Origin of the sequence: Gottfriedia acidiceleris (genome assembly GCF_002128425.1) — a bacterium.
GTDB classification, from domain to species: Bacteria; Bacillota; Bacilli; order Bacillales; family Bacillaceae_G; genus Gottfriedia; species Gottfriedia acidiceleris.
Genome location: NZ_NESS01000005.1, coordinates 198878 through 223753, shown reverse-complemented (window position 1 = coordinate 223753; position 24876 = coordinate 198878). Strand labels below are relative to the sequence as shown.

Sequence of the window (24876 nt, the reverse complement as noted above, 5' to 3'; positions counted from 1 at the left end):
TTTTTCATTTTATGCTATTACATAATTTCATTATTGCATTATAATTAAATAAACTAAGCGCTTTGAGTAAAAAGACCCTCTGTTTAAGGGGGTTTTTTTACTCAATGCTTTAATTAGATATACTTAAACGGAGGATTAAAGATGTTTAAATTAATTTCTTTTTTTAAAAGAAATAAAGAAGAGAAAAATGTACCTCCAAGTTCGCAATTAAATGGGGTAGACGGAGTAATTCCTGAGCATGTTGCAATAATAATGGATGGTAATGGTAGGTGGGCACAAAAGAGAAATCTACCAAGGGTTAAGGGACACTACGAAGGAATGAAAGTAGTTCGGAAAATTGCAAGAACTGCTAGTAAATTAGGTGTAAAGACTTTAACTTTATATGCTTTTTCAACGGAGAATTGGAAAAGACCAAGAACTGAAGTAGAATTCTTAATGAAGTTACCACAAGAATTTCTAGGGACATTTTTACCTGAATTAATCGAAGAAAATGTGCAGGTAAGATTAACTGGAAATAAAGAGCAATTACCAAGCTATACAACAGAAGCAGTATTAAAAGCAGTAGAAGAAACCAAAAATAATACGGGTATGGTTTTAAATTTTGCACTAAATTATGGATCTAGAGACGAAATAATTTCTGCAGTTAAAAAGATTTCTTCAGATGTATTGGATAATAAAATAAATAAAGAAGAAATTAATGAAGACTTGTTTAATGATTATTTAATGACAAGTGATTTTAAAGATCCAGATTTATTAATTAGAACAAGCGGGGAATTAAGGATTAGTAATTTTATGCTTTGGCAAATTGCTTATTCAGAACTATATTTTACAGATGTATTATGGCCCGATTTTACCGAAGAATGTTTAATTGATGCGGTAAAAGAATATCAAAATCGAGCAAGAAGATATGGTGGTATTTAAGAAAGCGGTGAAGGAACTTGAAACAGCGTATTATAACAGGAGTTATAGCTGGAGCATTATTTTTAGGATTAGTCATATTTGGTGAATGGCCGTTTGGGTTACTTGTATTTGCTCTTGGCACAATCGGTTATTTTGAATTAATTCGAATGAAAAAGTTTAATTTATTTAGTGCACAAACTGTACTTGGATTAATCATAACATGGTTAGCAATTACACCAAACGATTTATCTAATAGAATCTTTCCAATAGATGTAGGTAAAACTGAAATTTCAATTGTACTAATCCTATTACTTTTATCATATACGGTAATTACAAAGAATACATTTACTTTTGAAGATGCTTCTTTTGTAGTACTAAGTAGTTTATATGTGGGATACGGATTTCATTATATGTACGAGATGAGAAATATGGGCATTTCATACTTCTTCTTCCCATTATTCGTAATTTGGGCAACTGATTCAGGTGCATATTTTATTGGGAAAGCCACAGGTAAAACCAAACTTTGGCCAGATATTAGTCCAAATAAAACGATTGAAGGTTCAATAGGTGGAATTATTTGTGCTGTTGTTGTTGCAGTAATTTTATCGATTATGTTAACTTTAAATTATTCAATACTATATTTAGTAATAGTAGCTGTTCTTGTATCGATTTTTGGTCAATTAGGTGATCTCGTACAATCTGCATATAAAAGGTACTACGGTGTTAAAGACTCAGGAAATTTATTACCTGGTCATGGTGGGATTTTAGACAGATTTGACAGTATCATTTTCACATTGCCAATAGTCTATTTACTATTTAAATTATAGTATTAGTTTTTGTATTTAAGGAGACATATGATAATGAAGAAAATCAGCTTACTCGGAGCAACTGGTTCAATCGGCATACAAACACTCGATATTATTAGAAATCAATCAAATAATTTTAAATTAGTCGCGTGTTCAGCTGGGAGAAATATTGATGAATTATATAAGATCATTTTAGAATTTAAACCAAAACTAGTTTCAGTTGCAGGTAAAGAAGAAGCTGAAAAACTGACGAGCTTACGTATCCCTTCGGAAACTAAAATTTTATATGGTGAAGAAGGTCTAATCGAAGTTGCAGTCCATGAAGACAGTACGATACTTGTTAACGCTGTTGTTGGAAGTGTAGGTTTAGTTCCCACTATGAAAGCAATCCAAAATGGTAAAACAATCGCACTAGCGAATAAGGAGACATTAGTAACAGCAGGTCATATTGTAATGGCTGAAGCAGAAAAATATGGTGTCTCAATTTTGCCAGTAGATAGTGAGCATTCTGCAATCTTTCAATGTTTAAATGGTGAAAATCCTAGTGAAATACATAAATTAATCATCACAGCTTCAGGTGGAAGTTTTAGAGATAAAACAAGAGAACAATTAAAGGATGTTACAATTGAAGATGCTCTAAACCATCCAAATTGGTCAATGGGTGCTAAAATTACAATTGATTCAGCCACAATGATGAACAAAGGATTAGAAGTGATTGAAGCACACTGGCTATTTAATATGCCATATGAAAAAATTGATGTAGTACTCCATAGAGAAAGTGTTATTCACTCTATGATTGAATTCAATGACGGAAGTGTAATGGCACAATTAGGAACACCTGATATGAGAGTACCTATCGCATATGCACTTAACTATCCTTCAAGAAAACCAGTTAATAATCATAAACCATTAGATTTAATTAAATTTGGGACACTTCATTTTGAGGAGATGGATTTTAACAGTTTTAAATGTTTGGATTTTGCTTATCAAGCTGGAAAAGTTGGAGGTAGTTTACCAACTGTATTAAATGCAGCAAATGAAGAAGCGGTAGCTGCTTTTCTACAGAATAAAATATCATTCTTACAAATTGAGAATTTAATAGAAAACGCTCTTGAAAAACACAATGTAATAAGTAAACCTTCATTAGAAGAAATTCGTGACATTGATGATCAAACAAGACAATTCGTTTCATCACTAATAAAGTAAGGGTGGTAATTACATGAATACAGTTATAGCGTTTGTTGTAATTTTTGGCGCACTTGTATTTTTTCATGAACTAGGACATCTATATTTTGCAAAACGTGCTGGGATATTATGTAGAGAATTTGCGATTGGATTTGGTCCAAAGGTTTTCTCATTTTATCGAAATGAAACTACATATACAATAAGATTATTGCCGCTTGGTGGATATGTTCGTTATGCTGGTGAAGATCCAGAAATGGTACAAGTAAAGCCTGGGTCACATATTGGTTTACAATTTAACTCAATTGGGGAAGTTTCTAAAATTGTAGTTGATCAGTTTGATCGTTTCCAAGATCTTCGTTTTGTTGAAGTTGATTCAATAGATTTAGAGCATAAGCTTGAAATTATTGGTATTGAAGAGGGAACTGAAGGCGTATCAAAATTCATCGTAAATGAAAAAGCGTTCATTTATAGTGAAGGACAAGGTCACCAGATTGCTCCGTATAACCGACAATTTAATAGTAAATCTGTAGGAAAAAGAGCGATTGCCATTTTTGCAGGTCCAATGATGAATTTTGTTCTAGCTTTAGTCATTTTTATCTTATTGGGATTACTACAAGGAACTCCAGTGAATGATGCTAAAATTGGCGAATTACTTCCAAAAGGGCCTGCACAAACTGCTGGTCTAAAAGAAGGGGACATTGTTTTATCAATTGATAATAAAGAAGTTTCAAAATGGGCAGAAGTAGTTAAAATTGTAAGAGAAAGCCCTAGTAAAGAATTATTGTTTAAGGTGAAAAGAGATAACAAAGTTATTTCGATTCCAATCACTCCAAAATCAGAAAAAATCGATAATAAAACTAATGGTTTAATCGGTGTATATGCACCTGTTGAAAAAAATGTTTTTGCTTCGGTTAAATATGGGATAACTGAAACAATTGGATGGACAAAAGAAATTGTATTAGCAGTTGGGCACTTAGTATCTGGTCAATTCTCAATCAATAATCTTTCAGGTCCAGTTGGTATTTATCAGGTGACAGATCAAGCTGCACAATCAGGTATTTTCTACTTAATGAAATGGGCAGCATTTTTAAGTATCAACCTTGGTATTATGAACTTATTACCATTACCAGCTCTTGATGGTGGAAGACTAACATTTTTTGCAATAGAAGCATTAAGAGGTCGACCAATTGATCGCCAAAAAGAAGGTGTCGTTCACTTTATTGGTTTTGCGCTTTTAATGTTATTAATGATCATCGTAACTTGGAATGATATTAAAAGGTTTTTCTTATAAGAAGCTCTGTTTAATTTAATCATGTAATTTCATGAAATTTTGTTAAAGAATCCGCGACTTACTTGCTTTTATAACGGGCTTAGTGACATATCGTTTGTCAATTAGCCCGTTTTAAGTGGGAGCGGATTCTTATCTTACAAAGCTCTTTTTTTAACTCGTTGTTTTTATGCAAAACTTTTAGAAACTACGAAATCTATTTTACAAAAAAATTATTAAAAAAATTTGAGAATATAAAAGAAAATTATGAGGTGAATCCTTTTGAAACAAAGTATCGTATATAGTCCAACTCTTCGTGAAGTACCATCGGATGCAGATATTAAAAGTCATCAATTATTATTAAGAGCTGGTTTTATTAGACAAAATGCATCTGGTATATATAGCTTCTTACCTTTAGGTAATAAAGTTCTTCAAAAAGTAGCAAATATCGTTCGAGAAGAAATGAATAATGCTGGTGCGATGGAAATGTTAATGCCATCAATGCAAGCACAAGAATTATGGGAAGAATCAGGTCGTTGGGATAATTTTGGTCCAGAATTAATGCGTTTACGTGATCGACATGGTAGAGGATTTGCATTAGGGGCGACTCACGAAGAAGTTGTTACTTCAATTATTCGTGATGAATTAAAATCATATAAAAAATTACCGATTACACTTTATCAAGTACAATCAAAATTCCGTGATGAAAAACGTCCTCGTTTTGGACTACTTCGCGGTCGTGAGTTTTTAATGAAAGATGCATATTCTTTCCATGCATCACAAGAAAGTTTGGATGAAGTATATGATCGTTTATTTACAGCTTATAGCAACGTATTTACACGCTGCGGATTAAATTTCAGAGCGGTTGTTGCTGATTCAGGAGCGATGGGTGGAAAAGATACGCATGAATTCATGGTGTTATCTGACATTGGAGAAGATACAATCGCATTTTCAAATGAATCTAGCTATGCTGCAAATATTGAAATGGCGCCAGTTATTACAAAATATGAACCATCAGATGAAAAATTAGAAGAAGTTCAAAAAGTAGAAACGCCAAATCAAAAAACAATCGATGAAGTAATTGGATTCTTAAACTTACCGATTGAAAAGAGCATTAAATCAATTATTTTCAAAGCAGATGAAAGTTTTGTATTAGTGCTTGCTCGTGGGGACCACGAAATCAATGATATTAAATTAAAGAATTATTTAGGTGCACATTCAGTAGAGCTTGCTTCTAAAGAAGAAGTAAAGGAGCTAATGAACTGTGAAATAGGATCATTAGGTCCTATCGGAGTAAAATCTGATTTATTAGTATTAGCAGATAATGCAATTAAAGGAATAGTAAATGGTTGCTGTGGAGCAAATGAAGAAGGCTATCACTATATTAACGTAACTGTAAATCGAGACTATAATGTTAAAGATTTCGTAGACTTAAGATTTATCCAAGAAGGTGACTTATCACCAGACGGTAAAGGAACTATTTCGTTTGCAAAAGGTATTGAAGTAGGTCATATATTCAAATTAGGTACAAAATATTCTGAGTCTATGAATGCAACATTCCTTGATGAAAATGGTAAATCGAATCCGATCATTATGGGATGCTATGGAATCGGTGTATCTCGTACATTAGCTGCAATTGTAGAGCAATATAATGATGAGAAAGGTATTGTATGGCCTAAAAATCTAGCTCCTTTTGATGTGCATGTCATTACTGTAAATACTAAGAACGAAGAGCAAGTAAATTTAGCAGACGATATTTATAAAACGTTAAAAGAGATTGGACAAGATGTATTATTAGATGACCGAAATGAACGTGTTGGTGTAAAATTTGCAGACGCTGATCTTTTCGGAATTCCTGTTCGTGTAGTTGTCGGTAAGAAAGCAGCAGAAGGAATTGTAGAACTAAAAACAAGAGATGGAGAAGTTAGTAAAGAAGTAGAAATTTCTAACCTTGTGAATGAAATAAATATGTTAAAATAGAATAAAAGTGGAAGCGACACCTTACGGGAATCGCACACAAATAAAAAAGTACCTCTTATTTTTAGAGGTACTTTCAATTTTTTACACATATATAGCAATTTATATAATAAGGTTGGTGAAAAAATGGGACAAACACGTCAAGAACGGTTTCAGCTATTATTAGATCAGCTTCAATTTCCCCAAGATATGAGAGACCTGTATTTTAAAAACGGGGAAATCGTAAATCTTGAAGTGAATAAAAGCGAAAAAAAATGGCAGTTTACTTTTAATATAGAAAATGTTTTACCTTTTGCAACGTTTCAAGTATTTGTAACAAGTTTATTAAGAACTTTTAAACATATAGCAGATGTTTCAGTAGTTATTAATACAGAAAATCCAAAAATAGATGAGCAAAAAGTAATTGATTATTGGTCATTTATGATTCAATCTGTGGAATCGAAATCTCCTATTTTACAACATATAGAATCTGCCCTACCTTCAGTTGAAAATAATAAAGTAATCATCGATTTAAATAGTCTAATTGAAGAGAATGCTTTTACAAATCGATACGTTCCTCAGCTGCAAGTTTTATATCAAAAAGTAGGTTTTCCTAAGTTATTTTTTGAGAATACGATAAAAGATAATGTTGAAGAAAAAACTGAGTTTCTTGAGAAAAAAGCTGAAGAAGATCGCAAGCGAGCAATGGAAGTACTTGTTGAATTAGAAAAGAAAGAGGCTGCTGAAGAAGCTGAAGGGGATGAGCCTCAAGGTCCACTTGTTGTTGGATATTATATTAAGGAAACTGAAATTAATACGATTTCGTCAATCATCGAAGAAGAAAAACGAGTAGTCCTTCAAGGATATGTATTCGATTCTGAAATTCGTGAACTTAAGAGTGGCCGTGTTTTAATTACTTTTAAAATAACTGATTACACTAGCTCAATACTTGTGAAAATGTTCTCTAGAGATAAAGAAGATATCCCGATGTTAAATAAAATTAAAAAGGGTATGTGGGTAAAAGTTAGAGGATCAGTACAAAATGATACATTTGTACGTGATTTAGTCATGATTGCAAATGATATAAATGAAATTACACCTGATGAACGCAAGGACGAAGCAAAAGAAGGAGAGCGTAGAATTGAGTTGCATGCTCATACACATATGAGCCAAATGGACTCAGTTGTTTCAGCAGGTGATTTAGTCAAACAAGCAAGTAAGTTTGGACATGAAGCAATTGCAATAACGGATCATGCAGTTGTTCAAGCCTTTCCTGAAGCATTTGGAGCAGGTAAAAAACACGGTGTAAAAATATTATATGGCGTTGAAATAAATCTAGTAAATGATGGTGTACCAACAGCATATAATCCATCACATATTTCATTAGAGGAAGCAACCTATGTAGTATTTGACGTAGAGACAACAGGTCTATCTGCAGTTTATGATACGATCATCGAGTTAGCTGCTGTAAAGATTCATAAAGGTGAAATCATTGATCGATTTGAACGATTTGCAAATCCACATCATCCACTATCTGCAACTACGATTGAATTGACAGGAATTACTGATGAAATGGTAAAAGATGCGCCAAATGTTGATGTCGTACTTCGTGAATTTAAAGAGTGGATGGGTGACGATATACTAGTAGCTCATAATGCTTCATTTGATATGGGTTTTATTCAGATGGGCTTTAAAAAATATGAAATTGGTATTACAAATAACGGTGTAATTGATACGCTTGAGTTAGCTAGAACTTTATATCCAGATTTTAAAAACTTCCGATTAAATACACTCTGTAAAAAATTCGATATTAACTTAACACAACACCACAGAGCGATATACGATGCTGAGGCTACTGGATTCTTACTTCTTAAAATGCTGAAAGATGCAGCAGAGCAAGATATGAATTACCATGACGAGCTAAATAATAACATGGGGAAAGGCGATGCTTATAAACGAGCAAGACCATCGCATGCAACTCTACTAGCTACGAATGAAACTGGATTAAAAAACTTGTTTAAAATTGTTTCATATTCTCATATTCATTATCATCATCGGGTTGCAAGGGTTCCTAGATCATTATTAGTGAAACATCGCGAAGGAATATTAGTTGGATCTGCATGTGATAAAGGTGAAGTTTTTGAGGCAAGTGTTCAAAAATCTCCAGAAGAAGCAGAAAAGCTAATGGAGTTTTATGATTATATCGAAGTAATGCCACCTGAGACACTTTTACATTTAGTGGAATTAGAAATTGTTCGAAATGAACAACATTTAAGAGAAGTAATTTCGAAGCTTGTAAAAATGGCTGAAAAAGTAGAAAAAATTGTAGTTGGTACTGGTAATGTTCATCACTTACAAAAAGAAGACCAAATTTATCGTAAAATTTTAGTTGGTTCTCAGGGCGGAGCAAATCCATTAAATCGACATCGGTTACCAGATGTTCATTTTAGAACAACCAATGAAATGTTATCTTCATTTGCATTTTTAGGAGAAGAAAAAGCAAAAGAAATAGTCGTTACAAACACTCAAAAAATTGCTGGTTTAATTGAAGATATTAAACCAATTAAGGATGACTTATATACTCCAAAAATCGAAGGTGCTGAAGATGAAGTTCGTGATATGAGCTATCAAATGGCAAGATCAATTTATGGAGAGCAATTACCGGAAATTGTAGAAGCTCGTCTTGAAAAAGAGTTAAAAAGTATTATTGGACATGGTTTTGCCGTAATTTACTTGATTTCACATAAACTTGTAAAAAAATCATTAGATGATGGGTATCTCGTAGGTTCTAGGGGATCCGTAGGTTCATCATTAGTAGCGACCATGACAGAAATAACAGAAGTAAATCCACTTCCACCACATTACGTCTGTCCAAATTGTAAGCACTCAGAGTTTTTCAATGATGGATCCGTAGGTTCTGGATTCGATTTACCGAATAAAGATTGTCCAGAATGTGGTACTGCATATAAAAAAGATGGTCATGATATTCCTTTCGAAACCTTCCTTGGATTTAAAGGAGATAAGGTGCCTGATATTGATTTGAATTTCAGCGGTGAATATCAACCAACTGCTCACAATTATACAAAGGTACTTTTTGGTGAGGACTATGTGTATCGTGCAGGTACAATTGGTACTGTAGCTGATAAGACAGCATACGGTTATGTAAGAGGTTATGCAAATGATCATAATCTAAATTTACGTGGTGCTGAATATGATCGATTAGCTATGGGATGTACAGGTGTAAAAAGAACAACTGGACAACATCCAGGTGGAATTATAGTAGTTCCAGATTATATGGATATTTATGATTTTTCACCGATTCAATTCCCTGCTGATGATGTAAAGTCTGAATGGAAAACGACACATTTTGATTTCCATTCAATCCATGATAATTTATTAAAACTAGATATTCTTGGACACGATGATCCTACCGTTATCCGTATGCTTCAAGACTTAAGTGGAATCGATCCAAAAACGATACCAACCGATGACCCTGAAGTTATGAAAATATTTGCTGGACCAGAACCTTTAGGTGTTTCAGAGGAACAAATAGGATGTAAGACAGGAACTTATGGAATTCCTGAATTTGGAACAAAGTTCGTTCGCCAAATGTTAGAAGATACAAAGCCATCTACATTTTCTGAACTAGTGCAAATATCTGGTCTATCACATGGTACAGATGTATGGTTAGGAAATGCATCTGAACTAATAAACAGTGGAACTTGTTCACTTTCAGAAGTAATTGGTTGTCGTGATGACATAATGGTTTATTTAATATACCAAGGATTAGAGCCTTCATTAGCATTTAAAATAATGGAATCAGTTCGTAAAGGTAAAGGTGTACCGCCAGAGTGGGAAGAAGAAATGAGAAATAATAATGTACCTGCTTGGTATATTGATTCTTGTAAAAAAATTAAATACATGTTCCCAAAAGCCCATGCTGCTGCATATGTTTTGATGGCAGTACGAATTGCTTATTTCAAAGTTCATCATCCAATCCTTTATTATGCAGCATACTTTACAGTACGTGCTGAAGATTTCGATATCGAAGCAATGATCGCTGGACCAAGTACGATCAAAGCTAAAATTGAAGAAATTGCGATAAAAGGATTAGATGCATCAGTAAAAGAGAGAAATTTAATGACTGTACTAGAGTTAGCATTAGAAATGTGTGAGCGAGGTTTTTCATTTGAAAAAATGGATTTATATCGATCAAGTGCTGATGAATTTTTAGTAAATGGTAACAAATTAATCCCACCGTTTAATTCCATTCCTGGATTAGGAACGAATGCGGCTAAAAATATTGTTGCAGCTAGAGAAGACGGAGAATTCCTTTCAAAAGAAGACTTACAACAAAGAAGTAAAATTTCAAAAACAGTATTAGAGTATTTAGATAAACAAGGTTGTTTACAAAATTTACCTGATCAAAACCAATTATCTCTATTCGACGGCTTTTAACAGTTTGCAAAACTTGGGAATTATGGTATAGTAAGTACAGATGTAATTTAGCACGGGATTTTTCTTGAAGAGCAGGGGCAACCTGCTCTTTCTTATTACCCTTATTCATCTCTTACGTTTATTGTAACTTGAATTTTAGGTTACGATTATTGCGTAAATTGGAAATACTAAAGATAATTTCCCTGCTAAATAGCAGGGAATTTTCATCTTGTAATGTTTGGAAGGAGGATACTTCTTGAGCAAGAAGGTCACAGAGGTTGTAACAGAATTGGCACAACCAATAATTGAACAACTAGGATTAGAATTAGTTGATGTTGAATACGTAAAAGAAGGAAAAGACTGGTTCCTTCGAGTATTTATAGATAGTGAGTCTGGAATTGATTTAGAGCAATGTGCTGCAGTAAGTGAAAAATTAAGTGAAGTTTTAGATGAAAAAGATCCAATTGAAAACCTATATTTTTTAGATGTTTCATCACCAGGTGCTGAGCGTCCTTTAAAGAAAGAACAAGATTTTATAAAAGCAATTGGAAAACAAGTTTTCATTAAAACTTACGAACCAATCCTTGACGAAAAGAAATTTGAAGGAAAATTAATTTCCTACAATTCTGAGGAAGTTCAACTAGAGTTAACAATTAAAACAAGAAAAAAAATGATTACAATTCCAACACCAAAAATCGCAAGTGCAAGACTTGCTGTTACGTTTTTTTAAGTAGGGGGTACTTTTAATGAGTTCGGAGTTATTAACAGCATTAGAAATAATCGAAAGAGAAAAAGGAATTAGTAAAGATGTAGTGATTGAAGCGATTGAAGCAGCTTTAATTTCTGCATATAAACGTAATTTTAATCAAGCACAAAACGTTCGAGTTGATTTTAACCTACATAACGGTTCAATTCGCGTTTTTGCAAGAAAAGAAGTAGTAAGCAATGTGTTTGATACACGTTTAGAAATTACAGTTGAAGAAGCACAACAACATAATCCAAACTTTATGGTAGGAGATATCATTGAATTAGAAGTAACTCCTAAAGACTTTGGACGAGTTGCTGCAACTACTGCTAAACAAGTAGTAACACAAAGGGTTCGTGAAGCAGAACGCGGTGTAATTTATTCAGAATATATTGACCGTCAAGAAGATATGATGACAGGTACTGTTCAACGTATCGATTCACGTGCAATTTATGTTAATTTAGGTAAAATTGAAGCAGTGCTTCCTGTAACAGAACAAATTCCAACAGAGAAATACAGAATCCATGATCGCATTAAAGTATTTGTTACAAAAGTTGAAAAAACATCAAAAGGTCCACAAATTTTTGTATCACGTACTCACCCTGGATTATTAAAACGTTTATTTGAAACAGAAGTACCTGAAATTTATGATGGTGTTGTAGAAATCCGTTCAGTAGCACGTGAAGCTGGTGACCGTTCTAAGATTTCAGTATATACAAGCAACCCTGATTTAGATCCAGTAGGTGCTTGTGTAGGTCAAAAAGGTCAACGTGTACAATCAATTGTTAATGAATTAAAAGGTGAAAAAATTGATATTGTTCGTTGGTCACAAGATCCAGTAGAATTTGTTGCAAATGCATTAAGTCCATCTCAAGTTATTAGAGTTTTAGTAAATGAAGAAGAAAAAGCAACTACAGTAGTAGTACCAGATCACCAATTATCTCTTGCAATTGGAAAAAGAGGTCAAAATGCAAGATTAGCTGCACGTTTAACTGGTTGGAAAATTGATATTAAATCACAGTCTGATGCAGATAAAATTGGTATTGACTATACATCACCAGCGCAAGAATTAACTGTATCTAATGATGATTTTGATGCTTACGCTGACGACTTTAATGAGGAGTGAGTAAACTCATGAATCGAAAAATTCCATTACGTAAGTGTGTTGTAACACAAGAAATGAAACCAAAAAAAGAATTAATCAGAATTGTTCGTTCTAAAGAAGGAGAAGTTTCCATTGATCCAAGTGGAAAAAAATCGGGTCGAGGAGCTTATTTAACAAAATCTGTTGAAGTTGTAAAACAAGCGCAGCAAAAAAATACTTTAGAACAGCAATTAAACGCTAAAATTGATTCTAGTTTATACGAAGAACTTTTAGCGTATATAGAAAAGGAAAAAGCATGACAAACAAAGGATTGTCTTTATTAGGACTTGCAGCTAGAGCTCGTAAAGTGGTTTCAGGCGAAGAGTTGGTTGTAAAAGAAGTCCAGCAAAAAAGAGCAAAACTAGTTATTTTGTCAAAGGATGCTTCCGATTTAACTGCGAAGAAAATAAAAGACAAGACAACTTTTTACAATACTCCACTTTGTTATGTTGAAAATCGCTTTGAATTAGGGCACGCTATTGGGAAAGACGCTCGAGTGGTCGTTGCAATTACTGATCAAGGATTTGCAACAAAACTTCAGACATTATTAAATTAATGGACTAATCTGGGGGTGAACGTATGACGAAAATTAGAATTTATGAGTATGCTAAAAAGCAAAATGTTTCAAGTAAGGAAATTATTGAAAGACTCAAGGATTTAAAAATCGAAGTAAAGAATCATATGGCCACAATTGCAGAAGATATTGTTGAAAAATTAAATAAGAGTTTTCAACCAAAGTCTGTAGAGATAAAACAACCCCAAAAAGCTGTGTCCAAATCTTCTTTTAAGGTAATTCCTGCATTTAATGTAGAAGCAAGTGAAGAGCTTGATTTTGAAGTAGACTATCAATTAGAAGATACAAAAGTAAAATCAAAAAAGAACAGTAATAAAAAGAAAAAGACTGATAGCCAAAAGCAAAGCAGTCAAATTGAAGATCGACAAACGACAGGGATAAAGAAAGGCAACCAAAATATGAATCATAAAAATAACTCAACCGAGAACACCTCAAATAAAATAATTTTCTCAGGTTCATTAAAAGTATCTGAGCTTGCAAAAAAATTAGGTAAAGAACCATCAGAATTAATTAAAAAATTATTTATGTTAGGCATTATGGCGACAATTAACCAAGACCTTGATAAAGACACTATTGAATTATTAGCAAGTGACTATGGTGTTGAAGTTGAAGAGGAAGTTATTGTTGATGAAACAGATTTCGAAAGCTTTATTGATGAAGCTGATGATGAAGCTAGTCTACAAGAACGTCCACCAGTTGTAACGATTATGGGTCACGTTGACCATGGTAAAACTACTTTACTTGACTATATTCGTAAATCAAAGGTTACTGCTGGAGAAGCAGGTGGAATTACACAACATATCGGTGCTTACCAAGTAGAAATCGAAGGAAAGAAAATTACGTTCCTAGATACACCAGGTCACGCAGCATTTACAACAATGCGTGCACGTGGAGCACAAGTTACTGATATTACAATTATCGTTGTAGCAGCTGATGACGGTGTTATGCCTCAAACAGTTGAAGCAATTAATCACGCAAAAGCAGCAGAAGTACCTATTATTATCGCTGTGAATAAAATGGATAAAGAATCTGCAAACCCAGATCGTGTAATGCAGGAATTAACTGAACACGGTATTGTATCAGAAGCATGGGGTGGAGACACAATCTTTGTTCCTATTTCAGCATTAAATGGTAACGGTGTTGATCAGTTACTTGAAATGATTCTTTTAGTTAGTGAAGTAGAAGAATATAAAGCAAATCCTACACGTAAAGCACTAGGTACTGTAATTGAAGCTGAATTAGATAAAGGTAAAGGTGCAGTTGCAACTTTATTAGTTCAAAACGGTACATTAAAAGTTGGAGATCCAATTGTAGTTGGTACTTCATTTGGTCGTGTACGTGCAATGGTAAATGACTTAGGTCGTCGAATTAAAGATGCTGGTCCTTCAACTCCAGTTGAAATTACTGGTTTAAATGAAGTACCTCAAGCTGGTGACCGCTTCATGGTATTTGCCGATGAGAAACGCGCACGTCAAGTTGGGGAAGCACGTGCTTCAAAAGCAGTTCTTCAACAACGTAGCGAAAGCTCAAAATTATCTCTTGAAGATCTATTTGCTCAAATTCAAGAAGGTAATGTAAAAGAAATTAATCTAATTGTAAAAGCAGACGTTCAAGGTTCTGTTGAAGCAATGGCTGCTTCATTACAAAAAATTGAAGTAGAAGGCGTAAAAGTTAAAATCATCCACACAGGCGCTGGTGCAATCACTGAGTCAGATGTAATCTTAGCTTCTGCTTCTAATGCAATTATTATTGGTTTCAACGTACGTCCTGATGTGAATGCAAAACGTACTGCAGACTTAGAAAATGTAGATATTCGTTTACACCGTATTATTTACAAAGCAATTGAAGAAATTGAATCTGCGATGAAAGGTATGTTAGACCCAGAGTTTGAAGAAAAAGTAATCGGTCAAGCAGAAGTTCGTCAAGTATTCAAAGTATCAAAAGTTGGTACAATTGCTGGATGTTATGTAACAGACGGAAAAATCACTCGAGACAGCGGAGTTCGTTTAATTCGTGATGGTATCGTTGTATTCGAAGGTCAATTAGACACATTAAAACGTTTCAAAGATGACGTTAAAGAAGTAGCGACAAACTACGAATGTGGTATCACAATCGAGAAATACAATGATATTAAAGAAGGCGACATAATCGAAGCTTACGTAATGGAAGAAATTAAACGTAAATAACGAAAAGTGGAAGGCGTTTGTTCAGCCCCGACAAGCATAAGACCTCGAGGGGGGCAAATCGCTGGAACTATGAACTAGAATTGGAAATAAATAACGGACTTATCACAAATGAATAAGTTCAGCATAATAAATAAATAATTATTTATACAATTAGTTAAACTAATCGTATGAAAGCACGAATTGTTTTGCTTTGTAAGATAGAGGTGAAAGTATGAAAGTAAGAGCACATCGTGTTGGGGAACAAATGAAGAAAGAACTTGGTGAAATCATTGGTAGAAAAATTAAAGATCCAAGAATCGGCTTCGTTACAGTTACTGATGTTCAAGTAACTGGTGACCTACAACAAGCTAAAGTCTATATTTCAGTATTAGGTGACGATGAACAGCGTCAAAATACATTAATTGGATTAGCGAAAGCAAAAGGATTTATCCGTTCTGAAATCGGTCAACGTATTCGTTTACGTAAGACGCCAGAATTAATTTTTGAATTTGATGAATCAGTCGATTATGGTAATCGAATTGAGACATTGCTAACTCAAATTAATAAAGAGAATAACTGATAATGAATGGATAGGCGAGTGATTCGTCTATCCATTTTTCATCATGCTAAAAAATATGCGATAGGTGATAAGATGAATGGTGTAATAGCACTTAATAAACCAGCGGGTCTTACCTCTCATGATTGTGTCTTTAAAATTAGAAAGATTTTAAAGACAAAAAAAGTCGGTCATACAGGGACTCTTGATCCAGAAGTAACAGGTGTTTTGCCGATATGTGTAGGTGAAGCTACAAAATTAATACCATATTTAACCGATGATCGGAAAAAATATATTGGTGAAATTACGATCGGGTTTTCTACAACAACTGAGGATGCTCATGGTGAAATTATTGATCAAAAGAAGGTTGATCGAGTTTTTACTCGTGAAGAAATTTTAAATGTATTAAATCAATTAACAGGAGATATTACACAAACTCCTCCTATGTATTCTGCTGTTAAAGTAAATGGGAAAAAGCTATATGAATACGCTAGAGCTGGAATCGAAGTTGAACGACCAACTAGAACGGTTACAATATATGAAATTATTTTACTTGATGACCGACAAGAATTCGAAGGCGATACAATTTCATTTAAATTTGAAGTTTTCTGTAGTAAAGGTACATATATTAGAACTTTAGCAGTTCAAATAGGTGAACTTTTAGGCTTCCCTGCTCATATGTCTTATTTAACTAGAACAAAAGCTGGCGCATTTACTATTGATGATTGTGTTACTTTTGCTGAATTAGAGGAAAATGCTAATGATTCTACTTTAGATCGTGTAATGTTATCGATGGAGCAAGCTCTTAATGAATATCCACGTCTAGATGTGAATGCCGAAGAAGAGATTAGAGTATTTAATGGTGGATTTTTTCCAAATTCAATGAACTGTAAAGAAGGAGAATATATTGCAGTCTACAACGAAAATAATAGAATTATTGCAATGTACACTCCAAATCCTAAAAATAATACTGTAATTAAACCGACAAGAGTATTCCATAACCAATAGAAAAAACTATATAAATTTTATTCATTGTTCTATAATGGGAAAAGAGACTTGATTATAGAAAAGGTGATAAATATGACAAAAATAATAAAAATCACCCATCCTCATTCAATAAAAAAAGAAGATTGTAAAGAAACGGTCTTAGCACTTGGCTTTTTTGATGGAGTACATAAAGGTCATCAACAAGTCATAAAAGCTGCAAAAGAAATTGCGGATGAAAAAGGATTATTATTATCAGTGATGACATTCGATCCTCATCCATCAGCAGTTCTCGGAAATCGTGATGATGCGATTTCCTATTTGACACCTTTGGAGCTAAAAGTGAAGTGGATGGAGAAACTTTGTGTAGACCAACTATTTGTTGTTGAATTTTCAGAGGAATTTGCTACCCTACTACCACAAGAATTTGTTGATCAATACATTATTTCTTTAAATGCAAAACATGTTGTTGCTGGATTCGATTTTTCATTTGGAAAATATGGTAAAGGGAATATGGAATCATTACCATTTCATTCTAGAGGTGAATTTACTCAATCAACAATTTCAAAATTCGTTTTAGACGATGAGAAAGTAAGTTCAACCCGAATTAGAGAAGCGATAAAAGCTGGTGAAATGGAAGATGCTACCCACCTGCTTGGCAGACAGTATCAAATTAAAGGAATCGTTGTAGATGGCGACAAACGTGGTCGAACAATTGGATTTCCGACAGCTAATATTTCAGTTTCAATTCCGTACGCATTACCTTCAGTAGGCGTTTATGCTGTGAAATGTATTGTTAACGGTGAATTATATGAAGGTATGTGTAATATTGGATACAAACCAACTTTCTATCATGAGTTCCAAAAACAAACAATTGAAGTAAATATTTTTGATTTTAATGAAGATATATACGGAAAAGAAGTTGAAATTTTTTGGTATGCTAGAATACGGGATGAAAAGAAGTTTAATGGTATAAATGAGTTAATCGATCAATTACAAAAAGATCGTGAAACAGTAAAAAGTTATTTCCGCGAGAATAACTAATTTTGAATACTTGCTTTTATAATTAAAACAATGTAATATTAATAAAGTACTTGAAAAACCGTTGCTTGGCAAATCGATTCACCGACGACTGCTAGGTGATAGGTGTTCAACAATATTATTATGAGGTGAAAAAACATGGCATTAACTCAAGAACGTAAAAACGAAATTATCAGCACTTACAAAACTCATGCGAACGATACTGGTTCTCCAGAAGTTCAAATTGCAGTTTTAACTGAAAACATTAACTCTTTAAATGGGCACTTACGTACTCACAAAAAAGATCACCACTCTCGTCGTGGTTTATTAAAAATGGTTGGTAAGCGTCGTAACTTACTTAACTACTTACGTAACAAAGACATTACTCGTTACCGTGAATTAATTAACAAATTAGGTTTACGTCGTTAATTTCGGGTATTAATTTGATACTTCAAGAAAAAGCGGGATTCTTCCCGCTTTTTCTTATACATATCGATTTAAAATTAAAGATCCATTGAATTTTAAATTTATAAATATTTATTCTCTTTTTCTCGTTAGTTGATTTCTTTACTAAACATAGGAGATAATAGAGAATATACGATTTTTTTACATAATTAGTTTAGACTTTGAATTGTAAATTAGAGAGGGGTATTTATACCATATGGAACAACAAAAGCACGTTTTTTCCACTGAACTTGCTGGTAAAACTCTTACTGTTGAAGTAGGACAATTAGCAAAGCAAGCAAATGGAGCAGTTTTAGTAAGATACGAAGATACAGTCGTATTAGCAACAGCAACTGCATCAAAGGAACCTAAAAAAGTTAGCTTTTTCCCATTAACAGTAAACTACGAAGAGCGTTTATATGCAGTAGGTAAAATTCCTGGTGGATTTATTAAACGTGAAGGTAGACCGAGTGAAAAGGCAATATTAGCGAGTCGACTAATTGACCGCCCAATTCGACCATTATTTGCAGATGGATTCCGTAATGAAGTACAAGTAATCAGTATAGTAATGAGCGTTGACCAAGATTGTTCATCAGAAATGGCTGCTATGTTTGGTAGTTCATTAGCTCTATCCGTATCTGATATTCCTTTTAACGGACCAATTGCTGGAGTTGTAGTAGGTCGTATAAATGGCGAATTTATTATTAATCCAACTGTTGAGCAAGCTGAAAACAGTGACATTAATTTAACAGTTGCTGGAACGAAAGATGCAATTAACATGGTTGAAGCTGGAGCTAATGAAGTGCCAGAAGAAGTAATGTTAGAAGCAATTATGTTTGGTCATGAAGAAATTAAAAAATTAATTGCATTCCAAGAAGAAATAGTAGCACAAATTGGAAAAGAAAAAATGGAAATTCAGCTTCATGAACTTGATGCTGAATTAGAAAAACAAATTCGTGAAATTTGTGAAACAGAATTAAATGCAGCTATTCAAGTTCATGAAAAACATGCTCGTGAAGCTGCGATCAATGAAGTGAAAGAACGTGTTGTACTTCAGTTTGAAGAAAATGAAGCAGACGAAGAGAGTATTGGACAAGTTAAAGAAATCCTTTCAATGCTAGTAAAAGAAGAAGTGCGTCGTTTAATCACGGTTGAAAAAGTTCGTCCTGATGGAAGAAAATTAGATGAAATCCGTCCATTATCATCACAAGTTGGTTTACTACCACGTACACATGGTTCTGGATTATTCACTCGTGGACAAACTCAAGCGTTAAGCATTTGTACACTAGGTGCGCTAGGTGATGTGCAAATTCTTGATGGTTTAGGTATAGAAGAATCAAAACGATTTATGCATCATTACAATTTCCCACAATTTAGTGTTGGTGAAACAGGACCAATCCGTGGACCAGGTCGCCGTGAAATTGGACATGGAGCATTAGGTGAAAGAGCACTTGAGCCAAGTATTCCAGATCAAAAAGATTTCCCATACACAATCCGCCTTGTATCAGAAGTACTTGAATCAAATGGATCAACTTCACAAGCAAGTATTTGTGCAAGTACTCTAGCAATGATGGATGCTGGTGTACCAATTAAGGCACCTGTTGCTGGTATTGCAATGGGATTAATTAAATCTGGTGAACATTATTCAGTTCTTACAGACATTCAAGGTATGGAAGATCATTTAGGAGATATGGACTTTAAAGTAGCAGGAACAGCTAAAGGTGTAACTGCACTTCAAATGGACATCAAAATTGAAGGTCTATCAGAACAAATTTTAAAAGAAGCATTAGAACAAGCAAAAATTGGACGTATGCAAATTCTTAATTCAATGCTTGCTACAATAAGCGAACCAAGAACAGCATTATCTGAGTTTGCTCCAAAAATCTTAATGATGACAATTAACCCAGATAAAATTAAAGATGTTATTGGACCAGGTGGAAAACAAATCAATAAAATTATTGAAGAAACTGGCGTGAAAATTGACATTGAACAAGATGGAACAGTATTTATTTCATCTGTAGACCAACCTATGAACGAACGTGCAAAACAAATTATTGAAGACCTTGTTCGTGAAGTAGAAGTAGGGCAATTATACATGGGTAAAGTAAAACGAATTGAAAAATTCGGCGCATTCGTTGAAATCTTTGCAGGTAAAGATGGATTAGTTCATATTTCTGAACTTGCTGAAGAACGCATTGCGAAAGTTGAAGACGTAGTTTCACTTGGAGACGAAATCCTAGTAAAAGTAACTGAAATCGACAAACAAGGACGAGTAAACCTATCACGCAAAGCTGTATTAAAAGAGCAAAAAGAAAAAGCTGAGCAAAACTAAGCTCTAGCCCTTCCTTAATAAAAACAACAGGCACATTTAATAATGAACCTGTTGTTTTTTTATTTTACTTCCAAATATCCCACTTTTATTATCACTTCAGCCGAGAATACTTGTGACTTCAGTCATGTAGATGAAATAGAATTCGTTGAGGTACTTATACTAGAACATCAAAAAAAGTAGGAACTAAGGTGTTAGCTTAGAAACCTCTGTTAGTAAAGAAATACACTTGCAAGTAAGCTAATGCCAAAGAATCTTGTGACTTTAGTCATGAGAGGTTAAATTTCCAGAATTTAATGTGTGGCTAAAATTTTTTTGGTTACAATAAGAAAAGTAGAACTAGAAATTACCAGATAAATTAGTTATTGCTAATTTGGTCGTACATAAGTTGGAGAAAGCTTGTTCTATTTTATTAAAAATATCATATTCCTTCTAGTAGGAGGGTGTTAAGGAAATGAGTAGAAGTCGGTTAAAAATCTTAGCATTCGTAATAGCATTATTTCTAGCAATTTTAGTCGTTAGAAATCAATATACTAATCAATACGTAAGGAACTTAACTTCAAAATCATCAGTTGTAACAGCAAAAACAAAAAAAAGTGGATTATATGATGAAATCAAAACAAAAGCGACAAATTTTGAGATACCTCCAAAAGATGCTTATGTAGACTCGGTTTGGAAAGCAATACCCGGCTATAACGGTTTAACAGTTGATATTAATGCATCGTATAAGAAAATGAAGGCAAAAGGTAAGTTTGATCAGAATAAACTAGTATTTAAAGAAGTTTCTCCAAAAGTTCATTTAAAGGATTTACCACCATCACCAGTGTATAAAGGGAATCCTGAAAAACCAATGGTAGCATTTACAATAAATGTTGCATGGGGAAATGAATATATTCCGAAAATGTTAGAAGTTTTAAAGAAGCACAATGCAAAAGCAACATTCTTTCTCGAAGGTAGATGGGTAAAAAATAACCCAACTGTTGCTCAACTAATCACGGCTGCAGACCAAGAAGTTGGGAACCATTCTTATTCACATCCGGATATGGCAAGATTAGGTAGTCAGGAAATAAGAAATGAAATAACGGAAACCAATTCAGTCATACTAGCTACAACTGATCAAAAAGTTGTATGGTTTGCCCCTCCAAGCGGTAGTTATCGTGATGAAGTAGTTAAAATTGCTTCAAATTTAGGCTTAAAAACAATAATGTGGACAGCAGATACGATTGATTGGCAGAAACCGCCGAGAGAAGTTATTATTAATCGTGTTATGACTAAAGTAGGTAATGGTACAATCGTTCTTATGCATCCAACGAAACCGACAGCTGAAGCACTTGATGAACTAATCACAAAAATAGAGGCATCAGGTAGAGAAGTTGTAAATATTTCAACTTTATTAGATGAAAAACGGTTCGATCCAATTAAAAAAGTTGAAAACAAATGACAATTACATTCAGCTTTGTTAAGATGATTGTAAAATATAGTTAAATTTTTCAATCTTATTACAATAATGTAAATAGATGGTGTATACATAGGAGGCATTACATGATTGTACGACATACTTGCAAAAATGGAGTCAGAGTAGTAATTGAAAATATTTCAACTGTCCGTTCAGTTGCACTTGGAGTCTGGATTAAAACAGGTTCATGCAATGAAACGTCGGAACTGAATGGTGTTTCACATTTTCTTGAGCATATGTTCTTTAAAGGTACCAAAACACGCAATGCGAAAGAAATCGCTGAAAGTTTCGATTCAATTGGTGGACAAGTAAATGCATTTACTTCAAAAGAATATACTTGTTATTACGCTAAAGTGTTAGATACTCATGCTGATTACGCTTTAGAAGTGTTAGGAGATATGTTTTTTAATTCTACTTTTGATGAAGGTGAATTAGAAAAAGAAAAAAATGTAGTACTTGAAGAAATCAAAATGTACGATGATACACCAGATGATTTAGTACATGATTTATTAAGTAAAGTTATGTATGAAACTCATCCATTAGGTTATCCAATTTTAGGTACTGAAGAAACTTTAAAATCTTTTAACGGCGATACTTTACGTCAGTACATGAAGGATTTTTACACACCTGATCAAGTTGTTATTTCGATTGCGGGTAATATTGATGAATCCTTTATTAAACGTGTTGAAGATTTATTTGGAAATTATGAGGGGAAAAAGAAAGATGTAAACTTTGGTATCCCTACAATACATTATGGACAAATTGCTCGTAAGAAAGAAACAGAGCAAGCACATCTTTGTGTTGGGTATAGAGGTCTTGAACTTGGTCATAGTGATTTATATCCATTAATTGCCTTAAATAATATACTTGGTGGCAGTATGAGTAGTCGATTATTCCAAGATGTTCGTGAACAAAGAGGACTTGCATATTCAGTTTTCTCTTATCACTCTGCATACCAAGATAGCGGTACAGTTGCAATTTATGCAGGTACTGGAAAAAGCCAATTAAATCAATTATTTGAAACAATCCAAGAAACCTTAAAAGTATTAAAGGCTGATGGAATAACAGAAAAAGAATTAAATAATTGTAAAGAGCAATTAAAAGGTAATTTAATGTTAGGCTTAGAAAGCACAAATAGCAGAATGAGCCGAAATGGTAAAAATGAATTAATGCTAGGAAATCACCGTACTTTAGATGAAGTAATTCAACTAATAGATGGTGTAACAATTGATAAAGTAAATGAAATTGCGAAGTTTGTTTTTACTGACGACTATGCTGTTTCATTAGTAAGTCCTGATGGGGTAATTCCATCAAATATTCAATAAGTTAATTAACTAGGGGATCCTTTTAATAAAGGCTCCTCTTTTTATTTTTCAACTGACCGAAAATAGTTTTTTGTATAGATTGAAACACTTTTTGATTACTGCTCCTTAATTTTAGAAAGAATCTTCACCAATGCAATGGAAGATTCATAAGATATTTAGGAGAAAGATGTTAGGCGGTAGTCCTGCTTACAGAGATAAATTTCCATTTACCATAGTGATGTAAAGAAGGTGAATGCTGCATGTTAACTGGCTTGCATATTGCTGTTATTGGTGGGGACGCCAGACAGCTGGAAGTTATTCGGAAGTTAACAGAGTTAGACGCAAAGGTAACATTAATAGGGTTTGAACAATTAGATAGTGGCTTTACAAGTGCATCAAAAGAATTATTGGCAGATGCAGATTTTAAAGATCTAGATGCAATCCTTCTACCTGTACCAGGTACGAATAATGAAGGAGTTGTCGATACAATTTTTTCGAATGAAAAAGTCGTGCTGACAAAAGAAATTTTAGATAATACTCCTTCACATTGTACGATTTACTCTGGAATAAGTAACTCTTACTTAGATAGTATAGTTACAGCTTCAAATCGAAAGTTAGTAAAATTATTTGAACGAGACGATGTAGCTATTTATAATAGTATTCCGACAGTTGAAGGTACGATTATGATGGTAATTCAACATACGGAATATACAATTCATAATTCGAAAGTAGCCGTATTAGGGTTAGGTCGTACAGGAATGAGTGTCGCGAGAACTTTTCATAATTTAGGAGCAAAAGTAAAAGTAGGGGCTCGTAAATCAGAACATATTGCTAGAATTGTTGAAATGGGCTTAGAAGCTTTTGAATTTAAGAACATTGAAGAAGCCTTAAAGGATGTGGATGTTGTAATTAATACAGTTCCAGTTCAAATCGTTACAGCAAGTGTCATTTCAAAATTACAATCACATTCACTGATCATTGATTTAGCTTCTAAACCTGGAGGAACAGATTTTCGTTTTGCTGAAAAAAGAGGCATTAAGGCATTATTAGCACCAGGTTTACCAGGAATCGTTGCTCCTAAAACAGCAGGTCAAATAATTGGAAACGTACTAACACAGCTATTAAAGGTAGATTTAGAGAAAAGGAAGGGGCAACCAAAATGACGTTGAAAGGCAAGAAAATTGGATTTGGTATTACAGGTTCACATTGTACTTATGAAGAGGTAGTACCTCAAATTCAAAAGTTAGTAGATGATGGAGCTGACGTATACCCTGTTGTTACTTTTACAGTAAAAAGCACAACAACCAGGTTTGGTGTAGGTGAAGACTGGATTGAAAAAATAGAAGAAATTACAGGGCGTAAAACAGTTGATTCAATTGTAGGAGCGGAACCATTTGGTCCAAAAGTACAATTAGATTGTATGGTAATTGCACCGTTAACAGGAAATTCAATGAGTAAGTTTGCTAATGCTCAAACTGATAGCCCTGTTTTAATGGCAGCTAAAGCTACATTAAGAAATGGAAAACCTGTTGTTTTAGGTATTTCTACAAACGATGCTTTAGGTTTAAATGGAACGAATTTAATGTGACTTAGATGATAATACC

General features: G+C 33.7%; 19 protein-coding genes and 1 pseudogene. All 20 read left to right on the top strand.

The features are described from left to right. Positions 1-141 precede the first annotated feature (141 nt). Entirely contained in the window at positions 142-921 is a 780-nt protein-coding gene (locus B6K90_RS11665; RefSeq protein ID WP_088012934.1) for an isoprenyl transferase, read from the top strand. Positions 922-938: 17 nt separating this feature from the next. Continuing rightward, entirely contained in the window at positions 939-1727 is a 789-nt protein-coding gene (locus tag B6K90_RS11660; protein ID WP_088012932.1) for a phosphatidate cytidylyltransferase, read from the top strand. Positions 1728-1760: 33 nt separating this feature from the next. Beyond that, on the top strand, positions 1761-2912 hold the full coding sequence (gene dxr / locus B6K90_RS11655) for a 1-deoxy-D-xylulose-5-phosphate reductoisomerase (RefSeq protein ID WP_088012930.1): 1152 nt from the start codon (positions 1761-1763) through the stop codon (positions 2910-2912). 13 nt (positions 2913-2925) lie between these two features. Then, entirely contained in the window at positions 2926-4182 is a 1257-nt protein-coding gene (gene rseP, locus B6K90_RS11650; RefSeq protein WP_088012929.1) for an RIP metalloprotease RseP, read from the top strand. Between the two features lie 258 nt (positions 4183-4440). After that, positions 4441-6138, top strand: a complete 1698-nt coding sequence (locus tag B6K90_RS11645) for a proline--tRNA ligase (RefSeq protein ID WP_088012927.1) — start codon at positions 4441-4443, stop codon at positions 6136-6138. Between the two features lie 123 nt (positions 6139-6261). Continuing rightward, positions 6262-10572 (top strand): PolC-type DNA polymerase III, encoded by a 4311-nt coding sequence (locus B6K90_RS11640; RefSeq protein ID WP_088012925.1) that lies wholly within the window; start codon positions 6262-6264, stop codon positions 10570-10572. 235 nt (positions 10573-10807) lie between these two features. Further along, positions 10808-11281 carry a ribosome maturation factor RimP gene (gene rimP / locus B6K90_RS11635; protein WP_088012923.1) on the top strand — a complete coding sequence of 158 codons (474 nt, stop codon included), beginning with the start codon at positions 10808-10810 and terminating at the stop codon, positions 11279-11281. Between the two features lie 16 nt (positions 11282-11297). Continuing rightward, the gene (gene nusA / locus B6K90_RS11630) at positions 11298-12422 is read left to right on the top strand and encodes a transcription termination factor NusA (RefSeq protein WP_088012922.1); all 1125 of its coding nucleotides are present in this window, start codon (positions 11298-11300) and stop codon (positions 12420-12422) included. An 8-nt stretch (positions 12423-12430) separates the two neighbouring features. Beyond that, positions 12431-12700, top strand: coding sequence for an RNase P modulator RnpM (gene rnpM / locus B6K90_RS11625; protein WP_088012920.1), 270 nt, complete (start codon positions 12431-12433; stop codon positions 12698-12700). Then, positions 12697-12996, top strand: a complete 300-nt coding sequence (locus B6K90_RS11620) for a YlxQ family RNA-binding protein (protein ID WP_056470822.1) — start codon at positions 12697-12699, stop codon at positions 12994-12996. Before rnpM ends, B6K90_RS11620 begins: the two co-directional genes overlap by 4 nt. Positions 12997-13019: 23 nt before the next feature. Beyond that, positions 13020-15200 (top strand): translation initiation factor IF-2, encoded by a 2181-nt coding sequence (gene infB, locus B6K90_RS11615; protein WP_088012919.1) that lies wholly within the window; start codon positions 13020-13022, stop codon positions 15198-15200. Between the two features lie 211 nt (positions 15201-15411). Next, on the top strand, positions 15412-15759 hold the full coding sequence (gene rbfA, locus B6K90_RS11610; RefSeq protein ID WP_025568543.1) for a 30S ribosome-binding factor RbfA: 348 nt from the start codon (positions 15412-15414) through the stop codon (positions 15757-15759). A gap of 72 nt (positions 15760-15831) precedes the next feature. Next, positions 15832-16743, top strand: coding sequence for a tRNA pseudouridine(55) synthase TruB (gene truB / locus B6K90_RS11605; RefSeq protein WP_088012917.1), 912 nt, complete (start codon positions 15832-15834; stop codon positions 16741-16743). 72 nt (positions 16744-16815) lie between these two features. Continuing rightward, positions 16816-17763 (top strand): bifunctional riboflavin kinase/FAD synthetase, encoded by a 948-nt coding sequence (ribF, locus tag B6K90_RS11600; RefSeq protein ID WP_088012916.1) that lies wholly within the window; start codon positions 16816-16818, stop codon positions 17761-17763. Positions 17764-17898: 135 nt separating this feature from the next. Further along, entirely contained in the window at positions 17899-18168 is a 270-nt protein-coding gene (gene rpsO, locus B6K90_RS11595; RefSeq protein ID WP_025568545.1) for a 30S ribosomal protein S15, read from the top strand. A gap of 232 nt (positions 18169-18400) precedes the next feature. After that, positions 18401-20515, top strand: a complete 2115-nt coding sequence (pnp, locus tag B6K90_RS11590) for a polyribonucleotide nucleotidyltransferase (protein ID WP_088012915.1) — start codon at positions 18401-18403, stop codon at positions 20513-20515. A 451-nt stretch (positions 20516-20966) separates the two neighbouring features. After that, the gene (locus B6K90_RS11585; protein ID WP_088012914.1) at positions 20967-21953 is read left to right on the top strand and encodes a polysaccharide deacetylase family protein; all 987 of its coding nucleotides are present in this window, start codon (positions 20967-20969) and stop codon (positions 21951-21953) included. A gap of 101 nt (positions 21954-22054) precedes the next feature. Then, positions 22055-23293 carry a M16 family metallopeptidase gene (locus tag B6K90_RS11580; protein ID WP_088012913.1) on the top strand — a complete coding sequence of 413 codons (1239 nt, stop codon included), beginning with the start codon at positions 22055-22057 and terminating at the stop codon, positions 23291-23293. 239 nt (positions 23294-23532) lie between these two features. Continuing rightward, on the top strand, positions 23533-24435 hold the full coding sequence (gene dpaA, locus B6K90_RS11575) for a dipicolinic acid synthetase subunit A (RefSeq protein ID WP_088012911.1): 903 nt from the start codon (positions 23533-23535) through the stop codon (positions 24433-24435). Continuing rightward, positions 24432-24857, top strand: a pseudogene (gene dpaB, locus B6K90_RS11570) (dipicolinate synthase subunit B); the annotation flags it as partial. The gene dpaA and the pseudogene dpaB, both read left to right, overlap by 4 nt. Between the last annotated feature and the right edge of the window lie 19 nt (positions 24858-24876).

Excerpts from the sequence above, each read along its gene's own strand:
- B6K90_RS11665 (WP_088012934.1), top strand. The coding sequence starts at position 142 with ATGTTTAAATTAATTTCTTTTTTTAAAAGAAATAAAGAAGAGAAAAAT.
- dxr (WP_088012930.1), top strand. The coding sequence starts at position 1,761 with ATGAAGAAAATCAGCTTACTCGGAGCAACTGGTTCAATCGGCATACAA.
- rseP (WP_088012929.1), top strand. The coding sequence starts at position 2,926 with ATGAATACAGTTATAGCGTTTGTTGTAATTTTTGGCGCACTTGTATTT.
- B6K90_RS11640 (WP_088012925.1), top strand. The coding sequence starts at position 6,262 with ATGGGACAAACACGTCAAGAACGGTTTCAGCTATTATTAGATCAGCTT.
- nusA (WP_088012922.1), top strand. The coding sequence starts at position 11,298 with ATGAGTTCGGAGTTATTAACAGCATTAGAAATAATCGAAAGAGAAAAA.
- rnpM (WP_088012920.1), top strand. The coding sequence starts at position 12,431 with ATGAATCGAAAAATTCCATTACGTAAGTGTGTTGTAACACAAGAAATG.
- B6K90_RS11620 (WP_056470822.1), top strand. The coding sequence starts at position 12,697 with ATGACAAACAAAGGATTGTCTTTATTAGGACTTGCAGCTAGAGCTCGT.
- infB (WP_088012919.1), top strand. The coding sequence starts at position 13,020 with ATGACGAAAATTAGAATTTATGAGTATGCTAAAAAGCAAAATGTTTCA.
- rbfA (WP_025568543.1), top strand. The coding sequence starts at position 15,412 with ATGAAAGTAAGAGCACATCGTGTTGGGGAACAAATGAAGAAAGAACTT.
- truB (WP_088012917.1), top strand. The coding sequence starts at position 15,832 with ATGAATGGTGTAATAGCACTTAATAAACCAGCGGGTCTTACCTCTCAT.
- ribF (WP_088012916.1), top strand. The coding sequence starts at position 16,816 with ATGACAAAAATAATAAAAATCACCCATCCTCATTCAATAAAAAAAGAA.
- rpsO (WP_025568545.1), top strand. The coding sequence starts at position 17,899 with ATGGCATTAACTCAAGAACGTAAAAACGAAATTATCAGCACTTACAAA.
- pnp (WP_088012915.1), top strand. The coding sequence starts at position 18,401 with ATGGAACAACAAAAGCACGTTTTTTCCACTGAACTTGCTGGTAAAACT.
- B6K90_RS11585 (WP_088012914.1), top strand. The coding sequence starts at position 20,967 with ATGAGTAGAAGTCGGTTAAAAATCTTAGCATTCGTAATAGCATTATTT.
- B6K90_RS11580 (WP_088012913.1), top strand. The coding sequence starts at position 22,055 with ATGATTGTACGACATACTTGCAAAAATGGAGTCAGAGTAGTAATTGAA.
- dpaA (WP_088012911.1), top strand. The coding sequence starts at position 23,533 with ATGTTAACTGGCTTGCATATTGCTGTTATTGGTGGGGACGCCAGACAG.